This window comes from Sphingomonas gellani (assembly GCF_900110035.1).
In the GTDB taxonomy this organism is placed as follows: Bacteria; Pseudomonadota; Alphaproteobacteria; order Sphingomonadales; family Sphingomonadaceae; genus Sphingomonas; species Sphingomonas gellani.
This window is the reverse complement of sequence record NZ_FOCF01000005.1, coordinates 83088-107967: the sequence shown is the minus strand read 5'-3', so window position 1 is coordinate 107967 and position 24880 is coordinate 83088. Positions and strand designations below refer to the sequence as shown.

The following is a 24880-nucleotide window of genomic DNA, read 5'->3' as shown; positions in this document are numbered from 1 at the left end:
CGGCACCTGCACCGTTTCGTACCGATAATTCCGCGATCGTGAACCCGATCAGCGGCTCGCGCATCGAGAGCTAGACATGCCCAAACGCACCGACATCTCCTCCATCCTCGTGATCGGCGCGGGGCCGATTGTCATCGGCCAGGCGTGCGAGTTCGATTATTCAGGCACGCAGGCGATCAAGGCGTTGCGGGAGGAGGGCTATCGCATCGTGCTCGTCAACTCCAACCCGGCGACGATCATGACGGATCCGGAACTGGCCGACGCGACCTATGTGGAGCCGATTACGCCGGAAGTGGTCGCGCGGATCATCGAGAGGGAGCGACCTGACGCGGTGCTGCCGACTATGGGCGGTCAGACGGCGCTGAATACTGCGCTGGCGCTGTTCCGTGACGGCACGCTGGACAAGTTCGGCGTCCAGATGATCGGCGCCGACGCGGAGGCGATCGACAAGGCGGAGGACCGGCTGAAGTTCCGCGACGCCATGGACAAGATCGGCCTGGAGAGCGCGCGCTCCGCGATCGCACATACCGAGAAGGAGGCGCTGGAAGGGCTTGATAAGGTTGGCCTTCCCGCCATCATCCGCCCGAGTTTCACGTTAGGTGGCACGGGCGGTGGCGTCGCGTACAATCGCGAGGAATTCCTGACGATCGTCCGCGCGGGCCTCGATGCGAGCCCCACGACCGAGGTGCTGATCGAGGAATCGCTGCTCGGCTGGAAGGAATATGAGATGGAGGTGGTCCGCGACCGCGCGGACAATGCCATCATCATCTGTTCGATCGAGAACATCGATCCGATGGGTGTCCACACCGGCGACTCCATCACCGTCGCGCCGGCCTTGACGCTGACCGACAAGGAATATCAGATCATGCGGAACGCGAGCATCGCGGTTCTGCGTGAAATCGGCGTCGAAACAGGCGGTTCCAACGTCCAGTTCGCGGTCAATCCGAAGGATGGCCGCCTGGTCGTCATCGAGATGAATCCTCGCGTGTCCCGCTCATCGGCGCTTGCGTCCAAGGCGACCGGCTTCCCGATCGCCAAGGTCGCGGCGAAACTGGCGGTCGGCTACACGCTGGACGAGATTGAAAACGACATCACCGGCGCGACCCCGGCCAGTTTCGAGCCGACGATCGACTATGTCGTGACCAAGATCCCCCGTTTCGCCTTTGAGAAGTTCAAGGGCGCGGAGCCGATCCTGTCGACTGCGATGAAAAGCGTCGGTGAGGTCATGGCGATTGGCCGCAACATCCACGAGTCCGTGCAAAAGGCGCTGAGAGGCCTTGAAACCGGCCTGTCGGGCTTCAACCAGGTCGATCATCTGGTCGGCGCGCCGCGCGCGGATATCGAGGCTGCGCTTGCGATGGCCACGCCGGACCGGTTGCTGGTAGCGGCGCAGGCGCTGCGTGAGGGCTTCACCGTCGCCGAGGTGCACGCGATCGCCAAGTACGATCCCTGGTTCCTCGAGCGGATCGCGGAGATCGTCGCGGCGGAGGCGGCTGTGCTTGAGGACGGGCTGCCGCGCGAGGCTGCCGATCTGCGGCGGCTGAAGGCGATGGGCTTTTCCGACAAGCGGCTCGGCTTCCTGGCGGCACGCTCGGTTCACCTGCCCAAGGGGATGACCCGCGCCAACGCGAGCGGCCGCGGCATCGTTCACGATGCGATGACCGCGCTGACCGGTGGCGTCACCGAGGACGAGGTACGCGCCCTGCGCCACAAGCTGGGCGTGCGTCCCGTATTCAAGCGGATTGACACCTGCGCGGCGGAGTTCGAGGCGCGCACGCCGTATATGTATTCGACATACGAAGCGCCCAGCTTCGGTGAGCCGGAGAACGAGGCGCAGCCATCCGACCGGCGCAAGGTGGTGATCCTGGGCGGCGGCCCGAACCGGATCGGGCAGGGGATCGAGTTCGACTATTGCTGCTGCCACGCGTGCTTCGCGCTGGAGGAGACCGGTTTCGAGACCATCATGGTCAACTGCAATCCGGAAACCGTGTCGACCGACTATGACACGTCGGATCGCCTGTACTTCGAGCCGCTGACGGCGGAGGACGTGCTCGAGATCCTGCATGTCGAGCAGCAGTCGGGTGAACTGGTCGGTGTGATCGTCCAGTTCGGCGGTCAGACGCCGCTGAACCTCGCGCGCGCACTGGAAAAGGCGGGCATTCCGATCCTCGGCACCAGCCCGGATGCGATCGACCTGGCGGAGGATCGCGAGCGCTTCGCCGCGCTGGTGTCGAAGCTGGGCTTGCGTCAGCCGGCCAATGGCCTGGCCCGCAGCCGTGACGAGGCGATCGCGGCGGCTGAACGTATCGGCTACCCGGTGCTGATGCGCCCCTCCTACGTGCTGGGCGGTCGTGCTATGGAGATCGTAGACGGGCGGCCGCAGCTCGAGGAATATATCCAGACTGCCGTGCAAGTGTCTGGCGATGCGCCGGTTCTGATCGACCAATATCTGCGCGATGCCGTCGAGGTCGATGTCGATGCGCTGGCGGATGGCGACGATGTCGTGGTGGCTGGCGTGTTGCAGCACATTGAGGAGGCCGGGGTCCATTCGGGCGACAGCGCGTGTTCCATCCCGCCCTACAGCCTGTCCGCAGAAACGATTGCGGAGATCGAGCGGCAGACGGATGCCCTGGCGCGGGCGCTGGGCGTGCGCGGCCTGATGAACATCCAGTTCGCGGTCAAGGACGGCCACGTCTACCTGATTGAGGTGAACCCGCGTGCATCGCGGACGGTGCCGTTCGTCGCAAAGGCCATCGGCGCACCGATCGCGAAGATCGCGGCGCGGGTCATGGCCGGGGAGAAGCTGCGCGACCTGCCGCAGATCGATCGACGGATCGACTATGTCGCGGTCAAGGAGGCGGTGTTCCCGTTCAACCGCTTTCCGGGCATCGATCCGGTGTTGTCCCCGGAAATGAAGTCCACCGGCGAAGTCATGGGAATCGCCCGGGACTTCACCGCCGCTTTCGCGAAGGCGCAGCTTGGGGCAGGGACCTTGCTCCCCCCGGCGGGCACGGCTTTCGTCAGCGTGAAGGACAGCGACAAGCCGATCATCGTTCCGGCAGTGCGGATGCTGGTGGAGGCCGGCTTTGCCATCGTGGCGACCGGCGGCACGGCCGATCACCTGCAATCGGCAGGATTGCCGATCGAGCGGGTCAATAAGGTGGCTCAGGGTCGCCCCCATATCGGCGATCGGATCAAGGATGGCGACATCGCATTGATCTTCAACACCACCGAAGGGTGGCAGTCGCTGAAGGATTCGAAGCCGATCCGTCAGGCGGCGCTGGCGGGCAAGGTGCCGTATTTCACCACCGCATCTGCCAGTCTGGAGGCTGCACGCGCGATCGTAGGTGCGAATGCGCCGCATGGCGGTGACGAGAGCGCGGACCCGCGTCTTGAAGTACGTCCGTTGCAATCCTATTATTCGCAGTCGCACAACTAATCCCGGCACGAGACGATGATGTGCGGGCGGTTCTTTCGGGATCGCGCGGGGTGATGCTTTATTGGGATGTGAGACGATGGCCACGGTCGAAAAGATGCCGATGCTCCAGGAGGGCTATGAGAAGCTCAACCGGGACCTGAAGCGTCTGAAAGAAGAGCGTCCGCAGATCGTCGATGCGATCGAGGAGGCCCGTGCGCACGGCGATTTGTCGGAAAACGCCGAGTATCATGCCGCCAAGGAGCGTCAGGGCCAGATCGAGGCCTCGATCGCCGACATCGAGGACAAGCTGTCCCGCGCGCAGATCATCGATCCCACGACCCTGTCCGGTGACAAGGTGGTGTTCGGCGCGACCGTGACCCTGCTGGACGAGGACGACAAGCCGATCACGTACCAGATCGTCGGCCAGACCGAGGCGGACGCCAAGACGGGTCGGATCAGCTATAATTCGCCTCTCGGCCGCGCGCTGATCGGGCGGAAGGCCGACGACGAGGTCGAGGTGACGGTGCCGTCAGGCGACCGCTACTATGTCGTGTCGAAGATCGCGTTCATCTGACGCTATGACCCTGCGCGAGGCGCCCGTCACCTGGGCCGTCGCAATTCTGACGCTGGTCGTGTCGGCCGCCATATTGCTGACCGGCTCTCTGGAGCCGGCAGCGGGTGCTGCGGGCTTCATACCGGCACGATGGTCGGCCACTCCGATTGGCCCTGGCGGCAGCTTTGCCTTGCCGGTGCTGCTGACCCCGCTGAGCGCGACTTTAGTTCATGGCGGCTTAGCGCATGTCGCGCTCAACCTGCTCATGCTGTTATTTTGTGGACAGCAGGTCGAACGGGCATTGGGCGGCGTTGGAACAGTGATCCTGTACGTCGCTGGCGCCTATGCAGCAGCGGTGGGGCAGTGGGCGCTGGGCCCTGACTCAACCGTGCCGACAATCGGCGCAAGTGGCGCCATTTCCGCGATCCTGGCCGCCTATGCGCTGCTTTATGGCGCGCGCGGTGCGCGGTCCGTCGGCCCGATCCCGGCCGGAGTTGTCCACGTCATGTGGCTCGCGGTGGCGTGGCTCGGGATACAGGCCTTGGTCGGACTGGCCGGTATGGACGGCTGGCAGATCGCCATCGGCGCCCATATCGGCGGCTTCGTCGCGGGTCTGGCGCTTGCCCGACCGATCCTGCTTTGGCGTTATCGCAAGGCCTGAGACCGTAAGCTTGGGACTGACCCTTAAGCGGCAAGGTCTGGTTCAAGCAGGCGGTGAAGGTGGACGACCACGAACTTCATCTCGGCGTCGTCAACCGTCCGCTGCGCCGCGCCTCGCCACGCCTTCTCGGCGCTGGGATAATCGGGGAAGATGCCGACTACTTCCAACTTCGACGGATCGGTCCAGTCGAGGGTCTGCGGATCGCGGACCCGGCCGCCGAAGACGAGGTGAAGCTTGCTCATATACGAATGTCCCATCAGGATTCGCGAGCGGCCCTACCGCGTCCCGGCGCCGTATTGAAGAGTGTTAGCCCTGTTTGGAGGCGTTTGCCGCTGCGGTCCCCGCGTTCGACACGGCCGTGGCGACACCGTCGAACAGGCCCTTCGCCTGGTCGCGTATACCGTCCCTGGTCAGACCGCGATTGTTGAGTTCCTCCAGCCCGGCAGCCTTTGCAGCGTCGATCGCGGTCCTGGCGCGCTCACCAAGTTGCTTGCCCAATGGCGCCAGCAGTTCCTTCTCACGTGCAGACCGGGGGATCAACGATCCTGCGATTGCCCCAACAGCGAGCCCGCCAACGACGATAGCGAGAGGGTTGCTGCCGATGCCGGCAAGCGCCTTTTCAGCGGTCTCACGGCCGCTTTCCAGAGCGTCGAGCGTACGGTCGCGGGTCGCCTCATATGCATGCGTCGCGGTTTCGCGCACGTCATGCAGCCGCCCGTGATCGTGATCGTGCTGCGTATCTGTGTGGGTCTTTGTATTGGCCATGTCGGCATTCCTTTGATGGCCCGGTATCGGGCGATATGATCAATCAGGAGAGGTCGGAACCATCGTCGCTTGCAGTGAGCGGAACCTGCGGCTGTACTTTGCCCATCGGCACTTTCCGGCGTCGGCGGAACAGGCGCGCCACCTTGTGCCGCGCCAGGAACAGCACGGCGGCGGCGGCGACGCCCGCCGCTGCGCCAGGATTCCGACGTACGGCTTCGGCACCGGTCATGGCGGCCGCGCCACCACGATCCGCCGCATCGCGCATCGCCTGCTGAGCAAGGCGTCGCGGGTTCAGCTTCACCTGCAACGCCGAGACAGTCTGCCCGAGGCGATGCTTGGCGAGCGCGGCCTGCTGCTCAGCGTCGGCAATGCGCTGCGCTGGATCTGTGCCGCTCATGATGACACCTGGGGCGTTGCAGGCGCCAGCTTGCCCTTGCCAATCATGCCGAGGATGCCGGCCACGACCAAAGTCCCGACGACCACGGCCGCGGTGGCGAAGCCCGGCCCGATCAAGGTGGCAAGTGTCATGATCAGCCCGACCAACAGCGCGATCAACGCGGACAAGGCAAGAACTCCAGCGACGGCGAAGAAGATGGCCGCGTTCTTATACGCGTCGATTCTCTCCGCAGCCTTCGCCTTGTACAAGGCGATCTCCGCCTGCGCGAGCAGTCGCGAATCCGCAACGAGGCGGTGGACCAGCGTTGCGACGCCTTCGTCGGCGTCGCCGGCCGGTCCGACATCCTGGCTCAAGGTATCGAGCACGCGGGGCCCTTATGCGCGGTTGTTGCCGGCGGGTGCGCGCTCGGCCTCGATGCCGGACTGCGCGATGCGTGCGACGACGAAGCCCAGCGCAGCGGCAGCACCGATCGCGATGGCGGGGCTCTTGCTGATCATGGTCCGGACGTCGTTGAACAATTCGTCCACATCCTTGTTGCGGATCGTGTCGGCGAACCCGTTCACCGTGCCGGCGGCCTGACGGGCATAATCGCCGTATTGCGCACCCAGCTTGTCGTCGACCTGACCCGCCGCGTCGTTCAGCATCTGCACGATCTGACCGAGGGCATCACCCGCACGGGCTTGGCCATCGGCCGCATAGGCACGCAGGCGGTCGGTCGCCTGGCTGCCAAGCTTGCCGGCGCCCTCCCTCAGCGTGGTCCCGGCACTTGCGGTTCCGCCGGTCGTGCCCGTCGCATCACCAACCGTGTCGGCGCTGAACTCCACGCCGGCGTTCTTCAGCGGCTCGGCCGGCCGAAAGCTGGTGTCCGCCGGGGGCGTCTCGATGTCCGATCCCGTCATCGGCTTTGCGTCATTGTCGGCCATGGTCGAAAACCCTTTTCGTTGCTTGCTCGCTCAACCAGTCACGACAGGCGCGGTTCCCTTCACGCGCATTGCCCCCGCGGTAGGCGCACGGTAGAGGCGCGCATCCGTGCAGAGCGCTGGGAGTAATTACGTGACCGCAATCATCGACGTCCATGGCCGGCAGATCCTCGACAGCCGGGGCAACCCGACGGTGGAGGTCGATGTGCTGCTGGAGGATGGCAGCTTCGGTCGTGCGGCCGTTCCCTCCGGCGCGTCTACCGGCGCCCATGAAGCGGTGGAAAAGCGCGACGGCGACAAGTCGCGCTGGATGGGCAAGGGCGTGGACGAGGCCGTGGATGCGGTGAACGACGAGCTTGCCGACGCGGTGATCGGCATGGACGCGGAGGATCAGGCCGACTTGGATCGCGCGATGATCGATCTGGACGGGACGGAGAACAAGGGCCGGTTGGGCGCGAACGCCATTCTCGGCGTCAGCCTAGCGGCCGCGAAGGCCGCCGCCGACGCGCGCGGCATGCCCCTGTACAAATATGTGGGTGGCGTCGCCGCGCATTTGCTGCCGGTGCCGATGATGAACATCATCAATGGCGGCGAGCATGCCGACAATCCGATCGACTTCCAGGAATTCATGATCGTGCCGGTGGGCGCGGGTAGCATTCTGGAGGCGGTTCGTTGCGGGTCGGAGATTTTCCACACGCTGAAAAAGGCGCTGAGCGAAAAGGGCCTGGCGACCGGCGTGGGCGATGAGGGCGGTTTCGCCCCTAACATCGCCTCCACCACCGACGCGCTCGACTTCATCATGGGCTCGATCGAAAAGGCCGGGTACAAGCCCGGCGAGGACGTGATGCTGGCGCTCGATTGTGCAGCGACCGAGTTCTTCAAGAACGGCAAGTACGACATCTCCGGCGAGAACCGCATCCTGTCCAGCCATGAGATGGCGGAATATCTGGCCGATCTGACGCGCCGCTACCCGATCATCTCGGTGGAGGACGGCATGGCCGAGGACGATTTCGAGGGCTGGAAGGCGCTAACCGACCTGATCGGCGACAAGGTCCAGCTGGTCGGCGACGATCTGTTCGTGACCAACCCGAAGCGTTTGGGGCAGGGGATCAAGGATGGCCTGGCCAATTCGCTGCTGGTCAAGGTCAACCAGATCGGCACGCTGAGCGAGACGCTGGAGGCGGTGTCGATGGCTCAACGCGCCGGTTACACGGCCGTGATGAGCCACCGTTCCGGTGAAACGGAGGACGCCACCATCGCGGATCTGGCGGTCGCCACCAACTGCGGCCAGATCAAGACGGGAAGCCTGGCGCGTTCCGACCGGTTGGCCAAGTACAACCAGCTGATTCGGATCGAAGAGGAACTGGGTGCCGCCGCACGCTATGCTGGCCTCGACGCGTTCAAGGCGCGATAACAAGCCCTTGAACGCGCGCCCGATGGGGACGAGTATGCAACGCGTGAGCCGATCATCCGCCTTTCGCAAGACGATGCGCCGCGCCGCCTGGCCGGCGCTGGGCCTGACGTTGATGGCGTTCTTCGGCGTTTATGCGATACTCGGCCCCAACGGGATGCTGGCTTATGGCGATTACAAGCGCCAACTGGTCCGGCGGGAGCGGGATTATCAGGCGCTGGACCGCAAGCGCGAGGTGCTGAAGAACCGGGTCGCTTTGCTCAATCCGGATCACGCCAATCCCGACATGGTTGACGAAATGACGCGCAAGGAGCTTAATGTCGTCCACCCGGACGAGGTCATCGTGCCGTTGAAGTGAATGCAGCTGAAGGACAGTGTGATGAAAGTCGCGTTGCTTGCGTCGGTGTTAATGGTGATGGCAGGTCCGTCTGTCGCTCAAGATCTTCCGAGCTCGGCCACAGAGACTCCCTCTCCCTCGGCAAAGCCCGTCAAGCAGAAGAAGATCTGTCGGCGAGAGGTCCAGACCGGCTCGCACATGAAGACCAGTGTATGCCGGACAGCTGAAGAGTGGAAGACGATAGACGACGCAACTACCTTCAGTGCTGATGGCCTGCAAAATCACGACAGATATCAACATCGATAAGGTAGATGGGGAGCGAACCGGTCGCTCCCCAACAAAATATATGACTGTCTAGCGTCCCAGGAACGTCAGCAGGTCACGCGTCAGGCGCTCGCTCTCCGTGACGTTCAGGCCGTGCGGGGCGCCATCATATTCGACCAGTTGGCTCTGGCTGATACCGTTTGCCGCCGCCCGGCCCGCTGCGTCGATCGGGACCGTCTTATCCGACGTGCCATGCACCACCAGCGTGGGTACGCGGAACGCCGCCAGATCGGGCCGGAAATCGGTGTACGCAAACGCGTCAAGGCACGCGAGCGTCGGCTTCAGGCCTGCCATCAGCGCCAGGCTGGTCGACCAATTCAGGACATCATCGCTCACCGGGCTGCTGATATAGCCGACGCCATAGAATTGCGGCGCGAAGGTGTGGCGGAAGAATTTCGCGCGATCTTCCCGGATGCCGGCGCGCATCTGCTGGAACGTGGATTCCGGCACACCATGCGGATTGTCGTCCGTTTGCAGCATGTACGGCACGACGGAGGAGATCAGCCCCGCCGCGACCACGCCCTTGCCGTCATGGCGGCTCATGTAACGGGCGACCTCTCCGCCGCCCATGGAGAAGCCGACGATCGTTGCGTCGTTCTCCGCACCGGCCGCTTGCATGACGTCGGCCAGATCGTCGGCCAGCGTGTCGTAATTGTAGCCGTCCCATGGCTGACCCGAACGACCGAATCCGCGGCGATCATAAGCGATGGCGCGGAACCCTGCCTCGGCCAGTGCCATGGCCTGATCGTCCCAGCTGTCCGCGTCCAACGGCCAGCCGTGGAGCAGGATCACGGGACGGCCGCTGCCCCAATCCTTGACGTACAGGTCGGTGCCGTCGCGCGTCTTGACGTAAGGCATGGGTCTTCCTCGCTTTTGAATGCGCGCGATCAACGCCGGGTGTTGAGCGCCGTTCCCGCTCTCATCCATCGCCGCGCCCAGGTTGATCGCCGGAACCTTGACGGCTTGGAGAACTGGCGGTGCCGCCGATCAACTAGGCGCCGCCCCATCAGCCGAGCCGCGGTGTCTTCAGCGTCGTAACCTCCGCCCGGGTTTCCACCTCAGCCGGGTTGCGGATGGAGGGGCGCAGGCGGGCAAGGCTGCACAGCCCAGCGACCAGCGCCAGACCCGCGGCGACGAGTGCCGGCGTGGAACCGGATCCGACGCCGAGCGCCAGCAGCGCCGCGACCAGCGTTGCGCCCGTCGTCTGCCCGACCAGGCGCACCGTGCCGACCAGCCCTCCCGCCGCTGCCGCGCGCCCGACCGCCGCCGATCCGATGATAAGCCGCGCGTTAGGCGGCAGGAACGTCCCGAACCCTGACCCACACAGCGCCATGCGCCAGGCAATATCGAAATAGCCCGGATCTGCCGGCAGTGCCGCAAGAAGCAGCAGGGCGACGATCGAGATCGCCATGCCGATACCGCCCAACAGCCCCGCAGGTACCCGGTCCGATAGCCAACCCGCGAGCGGCGCGACGAGCATGTTGGTCAACGGCCACGGCGCGATGGCGGCACCCACCTCCGCCGCGGAAAACCCGAACTGATGGGTCAATCGAAAGGGCGTCGACAGCAGCAGCGTCATGGACGCGACGAACGCGGCGAACGCACCCACGGCGGACAATGCGATCACCGGGCGCTCCAACAGGTCGACCGGGAGGATCGGGTTGCTGATGGTCTTTTCGCGGCGGATGTAGATCCATCCGACCGCCACGCCGCACAGCACGATCGCCGCCGACACGACCGGGCTGTCGCCGTGCACCGCGCTCTCCGCGCCGCCGATGACCAGCCCGAACATCGCGGCGCACATCACCGCCGCCAGTGTATCGAACCGCGCCTGACCTGCGGGAACGTCGGGCAGCGCGCGCCCGAGCACCAGCGAAGCAACGGCGAACGGGATCGCGCTTGCGAAGACCCACGGCCACGGCGCGATAGCCAGCACCAGCCCACCGATCGTCGGCGCCGCCGCGGCGGAGCTTGCGACGATGACGGAGTTGATGCCGAGTCCCCGGCCCAGTTGGCTGGTCGGATAGGTCGAGCGGATAAGTGCGGACGCGACCGAAAGCGCCCCGGCCGCACCCACCGCCTGTGCCGTGCGCACCACCAACAGAAACGGCAGGCTCTTGGCGAAAAAGCACAACAGCGTCGCGATCGTGAAGATCAGCTGCCCAACCTGATACATCCGCTTCAGCCCGATGCGTTCCCCCAGACCGGCGAAGGGCAGCAGCAGCATGACCAATGTGAGCTGGTAGATGGTGACGATCGAGACGACGGCGCTGGACTCGACTCCCAGGTCGTGCGCGATCGTCGGCAGCGCGACATTGGCCACGCCGCCATCGATGATGACCAGCGCGGTCCCGAAGCACAGGGCTGCGATGGCGAGATAGCGGCGGGGGAGGGGCAGGCCGTCGGTCATCCGGGTGAAAGTCGGAAGTGGGCGAAAGGATGCATTGTTCTCGCGCGCGGCGGACGGCAGAAGCATCGGCAGATATTCGGGGAGTTCCAGTCCATGCGTTTGCACGACCTGCTTCTTGCCGGCGCGGCCCTTGCCGCTCCGGTTGCCCTTGCGGCTCCGCCTGCCGTCGCGCAAACCGCGCGCATGACGAACACGACCGACGATCCGTATGTGTGGCTTGAGGACAAGGATGGCGCGAAGCCGCTCGCCTGGGTGGAGGCGGAGAATGCGCGCACCCTGCCACGGCTGCAGAACGATTCGCGCTACGCTACCTATTACCGCCAGGCGCTGGACATCGCGTCGGCGAAGGATCGCATCCCGATGCCGAACCAGCTTTATGGGCGTATCTACAATTTCTGGCGCGATCAGGCGCACCCGCACGGCATCTTCCGCTGGACGACGGAGGCGGGGTACGCGGCACCTCAGCCGAACTGGACAACCGCGCTGGACATCGATGCGCTCGGCAAGGCGGAGGGCAAGACATGGGTGTTCAAGGGCATCTCTGCCCTCCAGCCGGATGAGCGGCTGTGCCTGATCGCGCTGTCCGAGGGGGGCGAGGATGCCGTCACCTATCGCGAGTTCGACCTGGAAAACGGGCAGTTCGTGCCGAACGGCTTTGTCCTGCCGACCTCCAAGCAGGATGCGACCTGGATCGACCGCGACACGCTGTTGGTGGCGCGCGACTGGGGGCAGGGTACGCTGACCCAGTCCGGCTATCCCTTCGTGGTGAAGATCGTGAAGCGTGGTCAGCCTTTGGCGCAGGCGGTGGAGGTATTTCGCGGTGCGCCGGGCGATCAGGTCAGCACCGGTGCCAACCTGATCACGGACGCTCAGGGCAACCGGCTTGTCTATATCACGCGCGGACGGACGTTCTTCGGCAGCGACAAGCTGATCTGGACGCCGACCGGCGTGAAGCCGACCACCCTGCCGCAGAGGACGAGCATCGCCGGCCTGATGGATGGACAGGTCGTGTTCCAGACGAGCGAGCCATGGGGGGCCATTCCCGAGGGTGCGGTCGCGGCCATGCCACTGGCCGACTTCGTCGCGGGACGTGGCCAACCCACGCTGGTGTTCGCACCCAACAAGCGCCAGTCGGTCGAGCAGGTGGCGGTGACCCGCAACCGGCTGATCGTCGAGACGCTGGACAATGTGCGCGGCCGTGCGCTGGTGTTCAGTCACGGAGCCGGCGGCTGGACCTCGCGACAGGTGGCGCTGCCGGACAATGCGTCGATCGCGGTGGCGAGCAGCACCGATCGATCCGACAAGGCGTTCCTGACCGTCAACGGCTTTCTCGATCCGACGTCTTTGTGGACGCTGGATGCCGCCGACGCGCGCGTCGAAAAGGTACGCTCGCTGCCCCCCAAGTTCGACGCGTCGAATGCGGTGGTCGAACAGTTCGAGGCCACATCGACCGACGGCACGCGTATCCCGTATTTCATCGTCCACCGCCGCGACGTGAAGCTGGACGGCTCCACGCCGACGATCATGACCGCCTATGGCGGCTTCGAACTGTCGCGCACGCCCACCTATCTGGGGTCCACCGGCAAGATCTGGATCGAGCAGGGCGGCAGCTTCGTGCTCGCGAACATCCGGGGCGGAGGCGAGTTCGGGCCGGCGTGGCACGAGGCCGGTCGCAAGACCAAGCGGCAGATCATCTATGACGATTTCGCCGCCGTGGCGCGCGACCTGTCGGCGCGCAAGCTGACCAGCCCGGCGCGGCTTGGCATCTATGGCGGGTCGAACGGCGGCCTGTTGATGGGGGTGGAGTTCAACCAGCATCCCGACCTGTGGCGCGCGGTGTCCATTGGCGTGCCGTTGCTTGACATGATCCGGTACGAACACATCGCGGCGGGAGCATCGTGGGTCGATGAATATGGCTCGGTCACAGTGCCCGAGGAGAAGGCATTTCTGGAGAAGATCTCGCCATACCAGAACCTGAAGCGGGGCGTTGCCTATCCGGAGCCGTATATCTGGACGACGACCAAGGACGACCGGGTCGGGCCGCAACATGCGCGCAAGTTCGCGGCGCGGATGAAGGAATATGGTCTGCCGTATCTGTTCTACGAGGACACCGCCGGCGGTCATTCGGGCGACGCCGACATCGCACAGGGAGCGAAACTCGCCGCGTTGCAGATGACCTATTTCAGCCAGAAATTGATCGACCAGCCGGTCGGCGGAGCGGTGCAGGCAGCGAAGTAGTCCGGGATCAGGAGTGGGCGAGGGCGACGATCAGCCCCCGCCCATCCTGAAGCGGTCCGGATATTGCGCGGACGTTGCTGAGCGCCTCCTGAGAACGGCATCCCGTTCGCCCCTCCAGCGAACGGCGGCGCTGGCGTGAGTTTCGCTTCCGGAACGGAACGGCGTCGGTGCGGGTTGTGCCGCCATCGATAACCGCTGCAAGGGAGCGAAAAGATGGGCAAGGGTATTCTGTTCTGGCTGCTGGGTATTCCGCTGCCGGTCATCATCCTGCTGCTGATCTTCTGGCACTGAGCACTTCGCACTAACCACGGGGGCGGGTCATGCGACCTTGCTGCGTCGCAGCATTGCGGGCTAGGAGGCGCACATGAGTGACGACCAGAGCGCCCGCCCAGCGCCCGCCCCCGAGACCACGCCGATCGTTTTCGAAGCGATCGTGAAGCAGCTTGCCATCGCCGCCACGTACAACCGCGGTGAGGTCACGCTGGCCCCTCACATCCTCTACACCCGGCACGGCGAGCTGTACCTGGACGCCGTGACCCTGGAACGGGACGGCAAGCCGCCGCGCGAGGTCAAGATGGGTACATTCAAGCTCGCCGGCCTTCAGCCGCTACGCCTGACGGCCCGGCGCTTCATACCCAGCGAACTGTTTCAGTCCGCCGACGAGAAATATGTCGGCGTGACGCTGATGGCGATCTGAAGCGCGTTGGGCGCGCGGAGCACCGCTCCGCACGCCCCCTCGAAATCAGCGACAGCGGATTTCCGACTGGTTCTGGTCGATCGACTTGCCGGCCAGCGCGCCGACCGCCCCGCCCAGCAGCGTGCCGACGGTACGGCTGTGCCCGCCATCGATCACATTGCCCAAGATACCGCCCGCCGCGCCGCCGACGATCAGGCCGGTGGTACCGTCGGAGCGGCGGCAGTAATAGCGGCCGTCCTGACCGGCATAGACGCGATCGTTGGTCGCCAGCGCCCGCTCACGATAATTCGGGCCGACCCGGTAGTAGCGCGAGGGATCGTAGTTCGGATCGTACTGGTCGTCGCCGGCATAGGTGTCGGGCGCCTGGCGATAGCCGCCGCGATCGTCATACGCGCCGGGGCGATAGCCGGATGAGCGCGCCGCGCGGTACCGATCCACTTCCTGGCGGTAGAGATCGTATTCGCGGTCGAACCGCGCCTGCGCGTCGTCGAAGCGGCGCTGGTCGGCGGTGGTCTGCGCGGTGACGGGAGCCGTGAGCGCGATCGCGGAGGCGGCAAGTACGCCGGCGGTGATGAGACGGGTCAGCATCGAAAGAGTCCCTCATGTCGGGTCCCGCATGGACCCGCGTGGTTTGCGATACGGCCGGTCGGGAATATGGTTCCTGAACGGGCCTATCGCCCCCCCCCCAGTGCACCGGCGAAGTTGTCGAAGTTGTCGGCAACGCATGATCTTGGAAGCCATCGTCAGCGGGGCAGGGGTGGGGTCGGCGCCGACAGCGCGGCCATCAACAAGCGGTTGTCGTAATGATGCCGGGTACCGATCTGACGACCCTTGAAGAAGATGGGGGTCGTGACGCCGTTCATCGCCCGATCGACCGCGATCACATAAGCCCGGTCACGACCGCGATCGATCGCCATGTCCCAGGCGATCGCGAAATCCTCCGCATCCTCCCGCGCGCGCAGCCGGTATGCGGCCGCCGCACTCATCCCGACTGCCTTCGCCGCCCGTGCGACCACACCCATGACCGACAGCGCCGCGATGAAGCGATGCTGTCGCTCTGGAGTCCAGCCATCGCGCCGACCGCTGGTCGCGACGGGGGTAAAGGGAATGGCGGTAAGTGGATCGTCCCCCGGCGATGATGCAGCGGGCGAGTGCGGTGATGGTTCGGACCGGTGGCTCATCGCGAAGCCTATGACGCTCCGCCGGCGTGTAGGACAGGATGATTTCTGCGAAACCTTTCGCCCGTGATGTTTCCATCTAACAGGTATATTTCAGCAACTTGCGCCTTTGGCCGAAGACATAGAGCGGCAGTCGAAGATGATCGGGATCGAAGCCCGGGAACTCAGGGGTCGACGACCGGTGCATCGACGGCGAACCTTTGCAGGAAGCGGGACGGCAGCGGTTGGCGTGAGATAATCGCGTCCGAGGCCAATCGGGCAATGATCCGGTTGTAACGGCGAATGCGATCCGGATTCCTGATCGTGAGGTGTTTCAAACCCCGATTTCGGTAGCGCCGAAGATCAGTCGTGCAGCCGCAGAGGATTACGCGCGGTGTGACGGGGAAAAGCAGTTCCGTGCGCGGCCCTGCCTCTACGGGTATGGCACCACCGGGTCACCATTATCGGCGGGCTCGTAATAGCATGTCGGATTGTCGCTGGTGATCAGTTCCACGTCCGTCGCGTTATGCAGCACCTGATACCCCAGACGCCCGATGACCGCGCCAACCCTGGGCAGCAGTTGCGACATGGCATCGATGGACTGATGGGGGTCGATGGCGAACTGAACTTGCTCCGCCAGGTCGGGAAAGCCGGGTGGCGGTGGCGGCAGACCGCCGACCGCGCGCAGATTCTCGAAATTTCTTCTGACGAACTTTTCCATCGCCTGTTCGATCGCGTCCCGAAACGCTGGTACGCGAGCGCGCTGAAGGCAGATGAAGGTGAACAAGTCGGCGATCACCTGATTGGCAGGCTGCCGCGATCCCAGCAACGCGGCGATGGCCGGCCGCTCAATTTCCAGCGTCGAAAACAGATTTCGAGAGCATCCGTGTCCATCGAGCCGTCTGGCAACGGCTGCGCGTAATAGAACCGGCGAAAGGCGGCTTCTTCAGGTCGAGAGAAGGTGACGGTTTCCGGCGTATCCTTTCGGCTGATCGCCAGCATGCCGCGGGCATCGGCAAAGCGTCGCAGATGGGCGGCGGGAACGAAGTGATGACGCTTCTTTCCCTTCGCCAACCCTCGTCACCCCAGCGTCACGAAGCTGTCCATCACCCGCTTTCGCCCGGCCTGTTCGAAATCGATCTCCAGCTTGTTGCCCTCGATCTGCGCGATGTCGCCATAGCCGAACTTCTGGTGGAACACGCGCATGCCGACGGACAGGTCGTCGCGCCCCTTGTTGCCGATGCTGACGGAGGGGGCGCGGCTTTCGACGATGCGGGTGGGGGCGGCGGAGAAGGTGCGGCTTTTCCAGTCGCCACCCGGCTTGCCCGAATCCAGCGTACCGGCAGCGCGTTGCCAGCCGGGTCCGCGTCCCGTGCCGCGGCCGACATCCGCGAACGGGTCGGCGCGTTCGGACCAGTTCGCCTGCCACAAGCTGGCGCCGCCGGACATGGTCGTCTCACTGTCGATATGCTCGGCCGGCAGTTCGTTGACGAAGCGACTGGGGATGGAGCTGGTCCACTGGCCATAGATGCGGCGGTTCGCGGCGTGCAGGATCACCGCCAGCCGCCGGGCGCGGGTGATCGCGACATAGGCGAGGCGGCGTTCCTCCTCCAGGCTGCGCGTCCCGCCCTCATCCAATGCGCGTTGCGAGGGGAACAGCCCTTCCTCCCACCCGGCCAGGAACACGGTGTCGAATTCCAGACCCTTGGCGGCATGGATGGTCATGATCGTCACCTGTGGGTCCTGCGCGGCGCCCTCCTTGTCCATGACCAGCGACACGTGTTCCAGGAACGCGCCGAGCGACTCATATTCCTCCATCGCGCGGACGAGTTCGGACAGGTTCTCCAGCCGACCCGCGGCCTCAGCCGACTTTTCGGCCTGCCACATCGCGGTGTAGCCGCTTTCGTCGAGCAGCTGGCGGGCAAGTTCGGGGTGGGGCAGCTCGCGCGCCATGTCGCGCCAGCGGGCGATGTCGCCGACCAGATTGCCCAGCGCCCGGCGGGCCTGCGGCGTCAGTTCGTCCGTGTCGAGGATGCGGGCGGCGGCATGTGTCAGCGGCGCGCCTGTGCGGCGGGCGAGCTGGTGCAGCTTCGCCAGCGCCTTGTCGCCCAGTCCGCGCTTCGGCACGTTGACGATGCGTTCGAAGGCGAGGTCGTCCGCGGGTTGATTGACGACCCGCAGATAGGCGAGCGCGTCGCGGATTTCCGCGCGTTCGTAGAAGCGGAAGCCGCCGACGATCTTGTACGGCATGCCGATCGCGATGAAGCGATCCTCGAATTCACGCGTCTGGTGCGAGGCGCGGACAAGGATCGCGACATCGTCCAGCGACTTGCCCGCGCGGCGGCAGGAGTCGATTTCGTCGCCGACACGGCGCGCCTCCTCTGGCCCGTCCCAGACGCCGACGACGCGCACCTTTTCGCCCACGTCGAGTTCGGTCCACAACTGCTTGCCCAACCGGCCGCTGTTGTTGGCGATGACCCCGCCGGCCGCACCAAGGATATGTGGGGTGGAGCGGTAATTCTGTTCCAGCTTGATGACAGCGGCGCCGGGGAAGTCCTTCTCAAAGCGAAGGATATTTTCCACCTGCGCGCCGCGCCACGAGTAGATCGACTGGTCGTCGTCGCCGACGCACGCGATGTTGCGGCGCGCCTGGGCGAGCAGGCGCAGCCACAGATACTGGACCGAGTTGGTGTCCTGATACTCGTCCACCATGATGTATTTGAAGCGGTTCTGATACTGCTCCAGCACGTCGCGATGCGTGCGCAGCACGGTCAGCGTGTGCAGCAGCAGGTCGCCGAAGTCGCAGGCGTTTACCGCCTTCAGCCGCGCCTGATATTGCTCGTACAGCTCGCCGCCACGCCCGTTGGCGTAGCGCTCGCTCTCGCCGGCATCGATGTCGGCCGGGGTCAGCCCCTTGTTCTTCCATTCGTCGATCAGGCCGGCGAGCGCCCGCGCGGGGAACCGCTTCTCATCCAGGTCGGCGGCTACGATCAGCTGTTTCAACAGGCGCAGCTGGTCGTCGGTGTCGAGGATGGTGAAGTTGGATTGCAGCCCGACCAACTCGGCATGGCGGCGCAGCATCTTCGCCCCGATCGCGTGAAAGGTGCCGAGCCAGGGCATGCCCTCCACCGCGTCGCCGACCAGCCGGCCGACACGCTCCTTCATCTCCCGGGCGGCCTTGTTGGTGAAGGTGACGGCCAGGATTTCCGACGGCCAGGCGCGACGGGTGTAGAGCAGGTGGGCGAGGCGGGCGGTCAGCGCCGCCGTCTTTCCGGTGCCGGCCCCGGCCAGCATCAGAACGGGACCCTCCGTGGTCAACACCGCCTCTCGCTGCGGCGGGTTCAGGCCCTTCAGATAGGGGGGCTCTGCAAGCGGAGTGGGGGCGGTGTCGGTCACACACGAACAGGTAGGGAACAGCGGCCGGACGGGCAACCGTCTGTCGGCGAAAAGGCGGGGCGGTCGGATGGACCGCCCCGTAGTTCGGGGAAGCGCTGAAAAAGCGCCGAGCCGCCGTAACAGGGGGGGAGAGCGGCGGCCCCAGCCGTCTCTAGGCGCAAGATGTAACAGGTGTGTGTCAGTGTCGGGTGGCCGCGAAGAAAAAATGTCAGCCCGGCTGTCCCTCCGGTGCGGCGGGGCGCAGCAGGGTCAGGCGCGCCTTGCCGTGGACCCGTTCCGCATCGACGGTGAAGCCGGCCACTTCGACCACCTCGTCCCGCGCGGTTTCGATGCTGACCCAGGTGGCGGGGCCGGTCCAGCCCAGGCGCGACAGCTTGTCCAGCGCCACCATGCCCGCGCCGGTGCCGTAGGGCGGGTCCATCATGATGAGGTCGAGCGGCGCCCGCGCGGGGCCGAGCGCCATGACCGAGCCCGCCCGCACGTCGGCGCGCGTTCCCAGCTTGGCGAGATTACCCTTAAGCGCGTCGAGCGCGTCACGATCCTGTTCGACGAACAGGCACGTCGCCGCGCCACGCGACAGGGCCTCGATCCCCAGCGCGCCGGAGCCTGCGAACAGATCCGCCACGGCCAGTCCGTCCAAGCTGCCCAGCCGGCTGGCGAGCATGGAGAACAGTGCCTCCCGCGTCCGGTCGGCGGTGGGGCGGGTGGCGTCACCCTTTGGCGCGACCAGCGGGCGGCCGCGCCATTGTCCTGCGATGACCCGCATCGGTCAGCGCGTCCGCGGCTTGTTGCCGCGTGGCGGTTTCGGGCCGCCGCGTCCGCCTGCCGGCGATCCGCCCGATGAGGGGCGTGGTGGGCGCGCGTCGGGCGAGCCGTTTCTTGGCGTGGAGCGATTGCGGGTGCCGGGACGGGCGGCGTCGCGAGGGCGATCCGCGCGGGTGTCAGGTCGGGCCGCGGCGCGCGAGCGGTTATCGCTGGAGTGGGCGTCGCGGGTCGGGAAGGGGCGGCGCGCATCGTCGCGGCTGCCTCTCGGCGTGTCTAGGTCAAGGCCAGCGGACCCTCGGCCGGCGGCGCCGCGACCCGTCGTGCCGCGGGTGCGGTTTTGGCGCTCGCCGGCGTCTGCGCGCGTGTCGCGCTCGTCGCCGAAGCGGCCCGGCCGTCGCCCGTTGGGCTGGGTACGGGCGTCCGTTCGGTCATCGCTGCGCGACGATGTGGCGCGTGCCCTGACGCGGTCGCCGCGTGCGGGCGCGGCCTCTCCCTGGTCGAAGCGGCGATCGGGAGCGGCGCTGCTCGGGCGGCCCGACCCGGCGGGGCGCTGTTGAAACGGCCGGGTGGGTGCGTCGGATCGGGCTGTGTGGTCCGGCCGGTTGACGCCAGCGGCGGCGCGCGGCCGGCGGGGCTCGTCGGGGCGCGGGCGTGATGTCGGACGATCGCCGGCAGCGCGCGCGGTGGCGGACGGTTCGTCCGAGGCGTCTTCAGCGTCACGCCGCGATTGACGGATGGGCACCGGCGCGATCGGCTCAGTCTGGCGATGGCGCTTTCCGGCCAGCGCCTGGCGGAAGGAGACCAGGTCGTTCTGCCGCACCTCCCCGATCTCTCCGGGTTGCAGGTCGCCGAGCAGGAACGGGCCGTAGCGGGTGCGGATCAGCCGCCCGACCTGCAGTCCCAGATGTTCCAGAACCCGCCGCACTTCGCGGTTCTTGCCCTCCGCCAAAGTCATCTCGATCCACACGTTGGCGCCGGTGCGGCGTTCCAGATTGGCGTCGATCGATCCGTAGCGGACGCCCTCTATCTCGATCCCGTCGATCAGCTCCTCCAGCTGGGCCTGCGTGACGGGACCATAAGCGCGGGCGCGATAGGTGCGCTCCACCCCGGTCGCGGGCAGTTCCAGCTGACGCTTCAACTCGCCGTCGGTGGTGAGGAGCAGCAGCCCTTCGGTATTGAGGTCGAGGCGACCGACGGGTACCACGCGCGGCAGGTCGGCGGGCAGGCGGTCGTAGATGGTCGGCCGCCCGGCCGGATCACGTTCCGTCACCAGCAGGCTCACGGGCTTGTGGAACAGGAACAGACGCGCCGCCTCCGGCGCGGCGACCGGTTGGCCGTCCACCGTGACCCCGGTCAGCGAGGGCAGCACGGTGTTGGGCGTGTCCACGACAGTGCCGTTCCGGGCGACGCGCCCCTCCGCGATCATGCGCTCCACTTCCCGGCGGGAAGCGACGCCGGCGCGGGCCAGCAGTTTCGCGATCCGCTCCCCCCGGCGATCGTCGGCGGTGGAGTGGTCCTGTTTGCGTCCGGCTGTCATCACCGCGCCATAGCGGGGAACGAAGCGGGGGCGAAGTGATTTGGAACCGCACACACGATTCGCGGGTGCAAGCGACACGGCAAAGCGCCATGCTGGCGCCGGTCAGGGTTCGGGGAGTAGATTCCACCTCATGCTGTTCGGACGCAAGGCCCGCGCGATCGTTCGCCTGCTGCTCGTCGAGGACGAGCCGCTGATCGCGTTCGACAACGAGCATTTCCTGTCGGAGGCGAAGTACGAGGTCGTCGCGACCGTCGACCGGGTCGCGGATGCGCTGAGCGTGATCGAGGCGGGCGCGCCGATCGACCTGGTGCTGGTCGACATCGCGCTGGCGGATGGATCGGGCGTCGATGTGGCGCGCGCGGCGCATGGGCGCGGCATTGGCGTGCTGTTCGTCACCGGCAACTGCCCGGTGGAGGCGAACGACGTGGCGGATGGCTGCCTGAGCAAACCCTATGCCCAACGCGACCTGCTGCAAGCGATCGCCGCGATCGAGGCGCGACGCGAGGGCAAGCCGGTGAAGAAGCAGCCCAGCGGTTTCCGGTTGTTCGACCGCCCCGCCTGACCCGGACCCGGTGGCGCGTCGACGTCCCGCATCGATGGGTGATGCAAATTCCGCCCGCCCATGCTCTAGGGTGATCGGATGACGGACGACGACATGCATACGGGCACGGATCGGGGCTGGATCGCCGGGGTGCGCCCCTATGTGGAACGCGAGCCGCTCGCCGCCTTCGCGCTCGGCGTCTCGTCGGGTTTTCCCTATGCGATGATAGGCGCGACGCTGACGACGCGACTGGCGCAGGACGGCATCGACAAGAAGACGGTGACGGCGTTCACGCTCGGTTTCCTGGTGTACAACCTGAAGCCGCTGTGGGCGTGGATGGTGGATGGCGTGCGCCTTCCCCTGCTGGGTGGTATGGGGCAGCGGGTGTCGTGGCTGTTGCTGGCCGGGGTGCTGGTGATAGCGGCGGTGTTGAACCTGGCCTTTGTCGATCCGCGCGCCAGCCTGTCCGCGACCGTCGTCGCCGCGCTGCTGGTGGGGTTTGCAGGCGCGACCTACGACATCGTCATCGACGCGTATCGGATCGAGACGCTGAAGCCGTACCAGCTGGGCGTCGGGTCCGGCATGACGCAATATGGCTGGCGCATCGGGTCGGTGCTGGCCGGCAGCCTGGCGCTGGTCGTCGCGGCACGGTCCGGCTGGGCGGCGGGCTATGCGGCGTGCGTGGTGTTCGCGCTGCCGGCGATGCTGACTGGCCTGTTGCTGGGCGAGCCGGAGCGGCATCGGGAGCCGAGTGCCAGGCGCGGCGTGGGCGAGCTGGTCGCCTCCATCGTCGGGCCTTTCGTGGAGTTCTTCCGCCGCGAGGGGGCACTGGTGGTACTGCTCTTCATCCTGATCCACAAGATTGGCGACACGCTGGGTCAGATCGTGCTGCGGCTGCTGCTGAACGACCTGGGTTTCTCCAATGACGAGATCGCGCTCTATGACGTCGGCGTCGGCTTCTGGGCGTATCTGATCGGCATCTTCATCGGTGGCGTGATGTATGCGCGCATGGGATTGAAGCGGTCGGTGCTGCTCAGCCTGGTCCTCATGGCGGTGTCCAACGCGAGCTTCGCACTGCTCGCGGCGTCGGGGCACAGCAATGCGGGGCTGGCCGGCGCGATCGGGTTCGAGAACATCGCGAGCGGCATCGGCGGCGTCACGGTGATCGCCTATTTCGCGGCGCTGTGCGATCTGCGCTTCACCGCCGCGCAATATGCGCTGATCTCCGCCGGGTCGAGCGTGGTGGGGCGCCTGCTGACCGCGACCACCGCCGGCGCGCTGGTGGAGCGGTTCGGATATGTCGACTTCTATTGGCTGACCACGATCGCCGCGCTGCCGGGCGTCGCACTGTTCTGGTGGATGGGGCGCACCGGCCTGGTCGACCGCTCGATCGGCAGCGCCGGGCGCGACGATGGCGTATCCGTAGGCGACGCGGTCAGCTGATCGGGCGTCCCCCATCGGCGAAGCTGGCCGCGACTGCGGCGGCCGTCGCGAGCAAGCCGTCCGCCTGTCGCACCGCCAACAGGTCCTCCAGCAGCAGACGCGCCTGATCGGGCCGCGTCTCGGCGGCGGCGAGGACGTCGAGCAAGGTCGATTCGGCCGCGGTCATGCGCGGGCAGCAGCAGGGCGCGATGGACACAGTGCTGACCGCGTTGCCCGCGATCTCCGCCATCAGCGCGCGCATCAGCACCAGCGGTCGGCGGAAGTGTAGCCCGAACGCGGCAAACATGGCGTGCGCGGCATTGGCATCCGCCAGCCCATGGGCGCCCATGCGGCGGATCGCGAACAGCGCGATCCGTGCATTCGCGCACATCGGCAGCAGGTGCGGCAGCATCGCGGCATGTGCCTGCAAAGCGGGCGGCAACGCCGGTTGAGGCATTGATGGTTCGCCGGAGGGCAGCCGGGACGAGGAGGGCGGCAGGTCGAATTTGGGCGTGCTGGACATGGTGGCGACTCCGTTCGCCATGATCCTCTCTCACCCGCTATTGATAGTCAATCGCAATTGGACGTGTCAGTCGGGCGCTTCACCATTCGCGTCCAGCACGGTGCCAGCGAGGTACAGCGAGCCCGCGATCAGCACGACCTGTGGCGCCGATCCGGCAGCCGAGATGCGGCCCAGCGCGCCCGCGACATCCGGCGCCGTGTCGGCCGGAATACCAAAGGACTGGGCCAGCTTCGCCAAGGCGGCCGGCGCGTGATGATCGTGACCCGGCACCGGCACCGCGAGCAGGCGGGTGGCGGTGGGGGCGAGCAGGCGCAGCACCTCGCCCGCATCCTTGTTGGCGAGCATGCCGATCACCAGCGTCACGGGCCGCCCATGTGCGATCGAGCGGAGCGCACGCGCCACGGGCGCGGCGGCGGAAGGGTTATGCGCGCCGTCCAGCCACGCCTCGCTGCCGGCCGGCAACAGCGCGGTGAGAGGGCCATCGCCCAGCCGCTGCATCCGCGCGGGCCAGGTCGCCCAATCGGCGGCGGCGCGGATCGCCGCCTCCGGCACGTTGACGGCGCCCTGATGCCGCAACATTGCGATCGCGAGCGCCAGATTGCGCGATTGGTGCGTCCCTACCAGCCGGGGCCGGTGCGTGACGATGCTGAAGCCGGAATCGACGTAGCGGATGCTGCCGCGCAGGCTTTCGCTCGACCATGCGGTGCCGCGTGCAAAGACGGGAGCGCCCGCCGCGTCCGCAACCGCCGCGATGCGGGCGCGAACGGGTGCCGGATAGTCCATGGTGACTAGAGGCACGCCGGCCTTGGCGATGCCCGCCTTTTCACCCGCGATGTCGACCAGCCGATCACCCAGGAACTGCTGGTGGTCGTAACCGAGCGCGGCGATGCCGCACACGGCGGGGCGAACCAGGTTGGTCGCGTCGAGCCGGCCGCCCAGCCCGACCTCCACGATCGTCGCGGCGGCGGGGGTGCGGGCGAAGGCGAGAAAGGCGGCGGCGGTCGTCGCTTCGAAAAAGCTCGGCTCTATGCCATCCGCGACGTCCAGCACCTCCGCAAGCAAAGACGCCAGCGCGGCGTCGTCGATCAGGCTGCCGGCCAGTCGAATACGCTCGTTGAAGCGCACCAGATGCGGGCTGGAATAAACGTGCACCGACCGCCCGGTCGCCTCGATCGCGGCGCGCAGGAACGCGCAGGTCGACCCCTTTCCATTAGTGCCGGCGACATGGAACACCGGCGGCATGGCGAGGTGCGGGTCGCCCAGCCGCGACAACAGCCGCGCGATACGGTCCAGGCCCAACACGTCGGCGCCGGGCGACAGGCTGGCGAGGCGGTCTAGCTGCGTCTGGACGGCCGGGTCCGACGAACGGGCATGGTCGGGCATGATCCCTGTCTCCGCGTTCGTCGCC

The 24880-nt window shown here is 66.3% G+C and carries 25 protein-coding genes; 9 read left to right on the top strand and 16 right to left on the bottom strand.

Translation table 11 applies throughout. The features are described from left to right. Positions 1 to 76: 76 nt before the first annotated feature. The 3 genes from carB to BMX37_RS10865 all read left to right on the top strand — a co-directional run bounded on the left by carB (position 77) and on the right by BMX37_RS10865 (position 4632). Positions 77 to 3439, top strand: a complete 3363-nt coding sequence (gene carB / locus BMX37_RS10875; protein WP_093665777.1) for a carbamoyl-phosphate synthase large subunit — start codon at positions 77 to 79, stop codon at positions 3437 to 3439. A gap of 76 nt (positions 3440 to 3515) precedes the next feature. Further along, the gene (greA, locus tag BMX37_RS10870) at positions 3516 to 3992 is read left to right on the top strand and encodes a transcription elongation factor GreA (RefSeq protein WP_093665776.1); all 477 of its coding nucleotides are present in this window, start codon (positions 3516 to 3518) and stop codon (positions 3990 to 3992) included. Positions 3993 to 3996: 4 nt separating this feature from the next. Continuing rightward, positions 3997 to 4632 (top strand): rhomboid family intramembrane serine protease, encoded by a 636-nt coding sequence (locus BMX37_RS10865; RefSeq protein WP_093665775.1) that lies wholly within the window; start codon positions 3997 to 3999, stop codon positions 4630 to 4632. Between the two features lie 23 nt (positions 4633 to 4655). Here BMX37_RS10865 and BMX37_RS10860 read toward each other — a convergent pair whose 3' ends face one another. From BMX37_RS10860 to BMX37_RS10840, 5 genes are all read right to left on the bottom strand, one after another. Continuing rightward, positions 4656 to 4874: a DUF4170 domain-containing protein gene (locus BMX37_RS10860; protein ID WP_093665774.1), complete on the bottom strand. Its 219-nt coding sequence runs from the start codon at positions 4872 to 4874 to the stop codon at positions 4656 to 4658. Between the two features lie 64 nt (positions 4875 to 4938). Further along, positions 4939 to 5397: a hypothetical protein gene (locus tag BMX37_RS10855; RefSeq protein WP_093665773.1), complete on the bottom strand. Its 459-nt coding sequence runs from the start codon at positions 5395 to 5397 to the stop codon at positions 4939 to 4941. 43 nt (positions 5398 to 5440) lie between these two features. Next, positions 5441 to 5794: a DUF3618 domain-containing protein gene (locus BMX37_RS10850; protein ID WP_093665772.1), complete on the bottom strand. Its 354-nt coding sequence runs from the start codon at positions 5792 to 5794 to the stop codon at positions 5441 to 5443. Next, positions 5791 to 6159 (bottom strand): phage holin family protein, encoded by a 369-nt coding sequence (locus tag BMX37_RS10845; RefSeq protein WP_093665771.1) that lies wholly within the window; start codon positions 6157 to 6159, stop codon positions 5791 to 5793. The genes BMX37_RS10850 and BMX37_RS10845 overlap by 4 nt, the downstream gene beginning before the upstream one ends. Before the next feature lie 9 nt (positions 6160 to 6168). After that, positions 6169 to 6717: a hypothetical protein gene (locus BMX37_RS10840; protein ID WP_093665770.1), complete on the bottom strand. Its 549-nt coding sequence runs from the start codon at positions 6715 to 6717 to the stop codon at positions 6169 to 6171. Positions 6718 to 6847: 130 nt separating this feature from the next. On the opposite strand from BMX37_RS10840, the gene eno reads away from it, so the two are divergent. Beyond that, complete coding sequence (eno, locus tag BMX37_RS10835) at positions 6848 to 8128, top strand: phosphopyruvate hydratase (protein ID WP_093665769.1); 1281 nt, start codon at positions 6848 to 6850, stop codon at positions 8126 to 8128. A gap of 34 nt (positions 8129 to 8162) precedes the next feature. Beyond that, positions 8163 to 8483 carry an FtsB family cell division protein gene (locus BMX37_RS10830; protein WP_244501534.1) on the top strand — a complete coding sequence of 107 codons (321 nt, stop codon included), beginning with the start codon at positions 8163 to 8165 and terminating at the stop codon, positions 8481 to 8483. Between the two features lie 333 nt (positions 8484 to 8816). On the opposite strand, the gene BMX37_RS10825 is transcribed toward BMX37_RS10830, so the two are convergent. Both BMX37_RS10825 and BMX37_RS10820 read right to left on the bottom strand, forming a co-directional pair. Further along, positions 8817 to 9644: an alpha/beta fold hydrolase gene (locus BMX37_RS10825; protein WP_093665767.1), complete on the bottom strand. Its 828-nt coding sequence runs from the start codon at positions 9642 to 9644 to the stop codon at positions 8817 to 8819. Positions 9645 to 9792: 148 nt separating this feature from the next. Beyond that, positions 9793 to 11196 (bottom strand): MFS transporter, encoded by a 1404-nt coding sequence (locus tag BMX37_RS10820; protein ID WP_093665990.1) that lies wholly within the window; start codon positions 11194 to 11196, stop codon positions 9793 to 9795. A 93-nt stretch (positions 11197 to 11289) separates the two neighbouring features. On the opposite strand from BMX37_RS10820, the gene BMX37_RS10815 reads away from it, so the two are divergent. Both BMX37_RS10815 and BMX37_RS10810 read left to right on the top strand, forming a co-directional pair. Next, positions 11290 to 13434: a prolyl oligopeptidase family serine peptidase gene (locus BMX37_RS10815; protein ID WP_093665766.1), complete on the top strand. Its 2145-nt coding sequence runs from the start codon at positions 11290 to 11292 to the stop codon at positions 13432 to 13434. 364 nt (positions 13435 to 13798) lie between these two features. Continuing rightward, on the top strand, positions 13799 to 14131 hold the full coding sequence (locus tag BMX37_RS10810) for a hypothetical protein (protein ID WP_093665765.1): 333 nt from the start codon (positions 13799 to 13801) through the stop codon (positions 14129 to 14131). A gap of 45 nt (positions 14132 to 14176) precedes the next feature. Here the strand turns inward: BMX37_RS10810 and BMX37_RS10805 are convergent, their stop codons facing one another. The 7 genes from BMX37_RS10805 to BMX37_RS10780 all read right to left on the bottom strand — a co-directional run bounded on the left by BMX37_RS10805 (position 14177) and on the right by BMX37_RS10780 (position 20986). Further along, the gene (locus BMX37_RS10805) at positions 14177 to 14719 is read right to left on the bottom strand and encodes a glycine zipper 2TM domain-containing protein (protein ID WP_093665764.1); all 543 of its coding nucleotides are present in this window, start codon (positions 14717 to 14719) and stop codon (positions 14177 to 14179) included. A gap of 155 nt (positions 14720 to 14874) precedes the next feature. Continuing rightward, the gene (locus tag BMX37_RS18535) at positions 14875 to 15312 is read right to left on the bottom strand and encodes a hypothetical protein (protein WP_139198076.1); all 438 of its coding nucleotides are present in this window, start codon (positions 15310 to 15312) and stop codon (positions 14875 to 14877) included. A gap of 409 nt (positions 15313 to 15721) precedes the next feature. Then, positions 15722 to 16087 carry a DUF4238 domain-containing protein gene (locus BMX37_RS10795; protein WP_170841938.1) on the bottom strand — a complete coding sequence of 122 codons (366 nt, stop codon included), beginning with the start codon at positions 16085 to 16087 and terminating at the stop codon, positions 15722 to 15724. Then, the gene (locus tag BMX37_RS18530; RefSeq protein WP_139198075.1) at positions 16084 to 16362 is read right to left on the bottom strand and encodes a DUF4238 domain-containing protein; all 279 of its coding nucleotides are present in this window, start codon (positions 16360 to 16362) and stop codon (positions 16084 to 16086) included. Before BMX37_RS18530 ends, BMX37_RS10795 begins: the two co-directional genes overlap by 4 nt. A gap of 6 nt (positions 16363 to 16368) precedes the next feature. Beyond that, positions 16369 to 18684 carry an ATP-dependent helicase gene (locus tag BMX37_RS10790; protein ID WP_093665761.1) on the bottom strand — a complete coding sequence of 772 codons (2316 nt, stop codon included), beginning with the start codon at positions 18682 to 18684 and terminating at the stop codon, positions 16369 to 16371. A 208-nt stretch (positions 18685 to 18892) separates the two neighbouring features. After that, entirely contained in the window at positions 18893 to 19450 is a 558-nt protein-coding gene (gene rsmD, locus BMX37_RS10785) for a 16S rRNA (guanine(966)-N(2))-methyltransferase RsmD (protein WP_093665760.1), read from the bottom strand. A gap of 3 nt (positions 19451 to 19453) precedes the next feature. Then, complete coding sequence (locus tag BMX37_RS10780; protein ID WP_093665759.1) at positions 19454 to 20986, bottom strand: pseudouridine synthase; 1533 nt, start codon at positions 20984 to 20986, stop codon at positions 19454 to 19456. Positions 20987 to 21116: 130 nt separating this feature from the next. On the opposite strand from BMX37_RS10780, the gene BMX37_RS10775 reads away from it, so the two are divergent. Together BMX37_RS10775 and BMX37_RS10770 are read left to right on the top strand one after the other, a co-directional pair. Next, a complete protein-coding gene (locus BMX37_RS10775) occupies positions 21117 to 21548 on the top strand; it encodes a response regulator (RefSeq protein WP_093665758.1) in 432 nt (143 codons plus the stop codon). A 78-nt stretch (positions 21549 to 21626) separates the two neighbouring features. Then, positions 21627 to 22970 carry an AmpG family muropeptide MFS transporter gene (locus BMX37_RS10770; protein WP_093665757.1) on the top strand — a complete coding sequence of 448 codons (1344 nt, stop codon included), beginning with the start codon at positions 21627 to 21629 and terminating at the stop codon, positions 22968 to 22970. On the opposite strand, the gene BMX37_RS10765 is transcribed toward BMX37_RS10770, so the two are convergent. Together BMX37_RS10765 and BMX37_RS10760 are read right to left on the bottom strand one after the other, a co-directional pair. Beyond that, positions 22963 to 23493 carry a DUF6628 family protein gene (locus BMX37_RS10765; RefSeq protein WP_342027858.1) on the bottom strand — a complete coding sequence of 177 codons (531 nt, stop codon included), beginning with the start codon at positions 23491 to 23493 and terminating at the stop codon, positions 22963 to 22965. The two genes, BMX37_RS10770 and BMX37_RS10765, sit on opposite strands and share 8 nt — an antisense overlap. A gap of 45 nt (positions 23494 to 23538) precedes the next feature. Beyond that, positions 23539 to 24855 carry a bifunctional folylpolyglutamate synthase/dihydrofolate synthase gene (locus tag BMX37_RS10760; RefSeq protein ID WP_093665756.1) on the bottom strand — a complete coding sequence of 439 codons (1317 nt, stop codon included), beginning with the start codon at positions 24853 to 24855 and terminating at the stop codon, positions 23539 to 23541. Positions 24856 to 24880: the final 25 nt, after the last annotated feature.

Excerpts from the sequence above, each read along its gene's own strand:
- BMX37_RS10860 (WP_093665774.1), bottom strand. The coding sequence starts at position 4,874 with ATGAGCAAGCTTCACCTCGTCTTCGGCGGCCGGGTCCGCGATCCGCAG.
- BMX37_RS10805 (WP_093665764.1), bottom strand. The coding sequence starts at position 14,719 with ATGCTGACCCGTCTCATCACCGCCGGCGTACTTGCCGCCTCCGCGATC.
- BMX37_RS10760 (WP_093665756.1), bottom strand. The coding sequence starts at position 24,855 with ATGCCCGACCATGCCCGTTCGTCGGACCCGGCCGTCCAGACGCAGCTA.
- BMX37_RS10815 (WP_093665766.1), top strand. The coding sequence starts at position 11,290 with ATGCGTTTGCACGACCTGCTTCTTGCCGGCGCGGCCCTTGCCGCTCCG.
- BMX37_RS10820 (WP_093665990.1), bottom strand. The coding sequence starts at position 11,196 with ATGACCGACGGCCTGCCCCTCCCCCGCCGCTATCTCGCCATCGCAGCC.
- BMX37_RS10865 (WP_093665775.1), top strand. The coding sequence starts at position 3,997 with ATGACCCTGCGCGAGGCGCCCGTCACCTGGGCCGTCGCAATTCTGACG.
- BMX37_RS10810 (WP_093665765.1), top strand. The coding sequence starts at position 13,799 with ATGAGTGACGACCAGAGCGCCCGCCCAGCGCCCGCCCCCGAGACCACG.
- carB (WP_093665777.1), top strand. The coding sequence starts at position 77 with ATGCCCAAACGCACCGACATCTCCTCCATCCTCGTGATCGGCGCGGGG.
- BMX37_RS18535 (WP_139198076.1), bottom strand. The coding sequence starts at position 15,312 with ATGAGCCACCGGTCCGAACCATCACCGCACTCGCCCGCTGCATCATCG.
- BMX37_RS10840 (WP_093665770.1), bottom strand. The coding sequence starts at position 6,717 with ATGGCCGACAATGACGCAAAGCCGATGACGGGATCGGACATCGAGACG.
- rsmD (WP_093665760.1), bottom strand. The coding sequence starts at position 19,450 with ATGCGGGTCATCGCAGGACAATGGCGCGGCCGCCCGCTGGTCGCGCCA.
- BMX37_RS10855 (WP_093665773.1), bottom strand. The coding sequence starts at position 5,397 with ATGGCCAATACAAAGACCCACACAGATACGCAGCACGATCACGATCAC.
- BMX37_RS10780 (WP_093665759.1), bottom strand. The coding sequence starts at position 20,986 with ATGACAGCCGGACGCAAACAGGACCACTCCACCGCCGACGATCGCCGG.
- BMX37_RS10830 (WP_244501534.1), top strand. The coding sequence starts at position 8,163 with ATGCAACGCGTGAGCCGATCATCCGCCTTTCGCAAGACGATGCGCCGC.
- BMX37_RS10765 (WP_342027858.1), bottom strand. The coding sequence starts at position 23,493 with ATGGCGAACGGAGTCGCCACCATGTCCAGCACGCCCAAATTCGACCTG.
- BMX37_RS10770 (WP_093665757.1), top strand. The coding sequence starts at position 21,627 with ATGACGGACGACGACATGCATACGGGCACGGATCGGGGCTGGATCGCC.
- greA (WP_093665776.1), top strand. The coding sequence starts at position 3,516 with ATGGCCACGGTCGAAAAGATGCCGATGCTCCAGGAGGGCTATGAGAAG.
- BMX37_RS10825 (WP_093665767.1), bottom strand. The coding sequence starts at position 9,644 with ATGCCTTACGTCAAGACGCGCGACGGCACCGACCTGTACGTCAAGGAT.
- BMX37_RS10850 (WP_093665772.1), bottom strand. The coding sequence starts at position 5,794 with ATGAGCGGCACAGATCCAGCGCAGCGCATTGCCGACGCTGAGCAGCAG.
- BMX37_RS10775 (WP_093665758.1), top strand. The coding sequence starts at position 21,117 with ATGCTGTTCGGACGCAAGGCCCGCGCGATCGTTCGCCTGCTGCTCGTC.